The sequence below is a fragment of the Paracoccus panacisoli genome (assembly GCF_042435015.1).
In the GTDB taxonomy this organism is placed as follows: Bacteria; Pseudomonadota; Alphaproteobacteria; order Rhodobacterales; family Rhodobacteraceae; genus Paracoccus; species Paracoccus panacisoli.
Window position 1 is genome coordinate 1 of record NZ_JBHMQU010000097.1, and the last position, 1,541, is coordinate 1,541.

The window sequence follows — 1,541 nt, forward strand, 5'->3', positions numbered from 1 at the left end:
ACCCAAAGCCTCGAAGCCCATGACCTAACAGCGCCCATATGCGGCCGACACCGGATGGTTACGGCTTAGCAAAGGTGTCCACTGAAGCGAGGGAGCATCAACCCCGCGACGGCCAGCGGGCCGCTGGTCACTACGATCTCGGATGGAGTTGGCGTAGTCGTTTATTTTTCCATCGCATCACGGGTGCTCGGCCTGTGATCGGGGTCAGTTCGCGCACAGCGATGCGTCAAGGCCGCACCGCTTCCACTTCGATCTCGACAAGCCAGCCTGGATTGACCAGACCGGCGACCTGAAACACCGATCGGGTCGGCAAGTTCTTCTGCGCGTCAGTACCGAAGAACTGCGTATAGCCTTTCATGAACCCAGCAAAATCCATCGGGGCCTCTTCGGACGGAGCCACCAGATAGACCTGCATCTTGACCACGTCCCCCATAGACAAACCCATTTCCTGAAGTTTCGCTTCGATCTGCTTCAGGACCGACACGGTCTGCGCCTCGGTGTCGCCATATGCGGCAACGCTGTTTGGATCGGCCGAACTATCGGCAGGGGCGGGAACGGTGCCGCTGAGCAGGACACGGGTGGCGCCGGCCGGAATTTCGATCGCCTGCGCGATGGGAAAATCCGAACTCGGGATTGGATGGCGGATGATGCCTGCGTCCTGGGCAGAGGCGGCAAAGGGCGCTGCCAAGATCAGTGCGGCAAGACAGGCTTTAGGGCGGATCATACGGATGTTCCTTTGGGTATTATTCGGGCAACGGACCGGCAGCCTCACGCGCCGCCTGAACCGTTTCAAGCGTGGGCGGAAAAACCTCGGTATCCTCGAGCGTGCCCTGAAGATACTCGACCACGGCAAGGATTTGCTGGTCGTCCAACACCTGCCGGAAGGGGGGCATCCCGTGCAGGCCGTTCACGATGACCGAGACAGGGTAATCCCCGACAATCAGGTTTTCATTGCCTGCCAAGGCGGGAAACTTGCCCGCTCCGACCGCACCCTTGGCATCAGGCATGTGGCAGCCGGCGCAAAGGGCACGGTAGATGTCCTCGCCCTCGATCTGTGTGATCTTGTCGGGATCCTGGAACAGCCGGGACTCGAATGGGGTGGGCTGAAAGGTCTTAATCTCTGCTGCCGGTGCCCCGTCCCCTGTTGCTGTAGGGGATGGCGCAGACGTTTGTGGTGCAGATGAGTTGTCGTTGACCGGCTCCTGGGCCGTGGCCGGGGCAGGAGCGGCGGCCAAGGCCAAGGCTGCCAGTAAAGTTGGAAAACGCATTGTCCTGCCTCCGTTTAGCCGTTGATGACACGGTCATGCAGACGCGAGATGGCGTCCAGTGCCGAGGTTATGGCCCCTTCCTGCCAAGCAGGAATGTATGAGACATGCTCGCCCGCCATCAGGATGCGTCCGTCAATCTTGGTCGCCTGGTCGTAGTTCGCCTCGCGGTCGCGCCACAAGCCATAGCAGCCCAGCGTCCAGGGCACCCGGTGCCAGACCACGCTGACGCCGGTCTTGAATTCTTCCATGTACTGCGGGTGGATATGGGAACCG

General features: G+C 60.7%; 4 protein-coding genes. 1 reads left to right on the plus strand and 3 read right to left on the minus strand.

Annotation, left to right across the window (positions count from 1 at the left end; translation table 11 throughout):
- Nucleotides 1-81 precede the first annotated feature (81 nt).
- A complete protein-coding gene (locus ACFHYO_RS15690) occupies nucleotides 82-198 on the plus strand; it encodes a magnesium transporter (protein WP_394321639.1) in 117 nt (38 codons plus the stop codon).
- 28 nt (nucleotides 199-226) lie between these two features.
- On the opposite strand, the gene ACFHYO_RS15695 is transcribed toward ACFHYO_RS15690, so the two are convergent.
- The 3 genes from ACFHYO_RS15695 to ACFHYO_RS15705 form a co-directional block, all read right to left on the minus strand.
- Complete coding sequence (locus tag ACFHYO_RS15695; RefSeq protein ID WP_394321633.1) at nucleotides 227-724, minus strand: RidA family protein; 498 nt, start codon at nucleotides 722-724, stop codon at nucleotides 227-229.
- Nucleotides 725-743: 19 nt separating this feature from the next.
- Entirely contained in the window at nucleotides 744-1,268 is a 525-nt protein-coding gene (locus ACFHYO_RS15700) for a c-type cytochrome (RefSeq protein WP_394321635.1), read from the minus strand.
- A 14-nt stretch (nucleotides 1,269-1,282) separates the two neighbouring features.
- The coding region (locus ACFHYO_RS15705) for an FAD-dependent oxidoreductase (protein WP_394321637.1) at nucleotides 1,283-1,541 on the minus strand (259 nt) is incomplete at its 5' end.

Excerpts from the sequence above, each read along its gene's own strand:
- ACFHYO_RS15695 (WP_394321633.1), bottom strand. The coding sequence starts at position 724 with ATGATCCGCCCTAAAGCCTGTCTTGCCGCACTGATCTTGGCAGCGCCC.
- ACFHYO_RS15700 (WP_394321635.1), bottom strand. The coding sequence starts at position 1,268 with ATGCGTTTTCCAACTTTACTGGCAGCCTTGGCCTTGGCCGCCGCTCCT.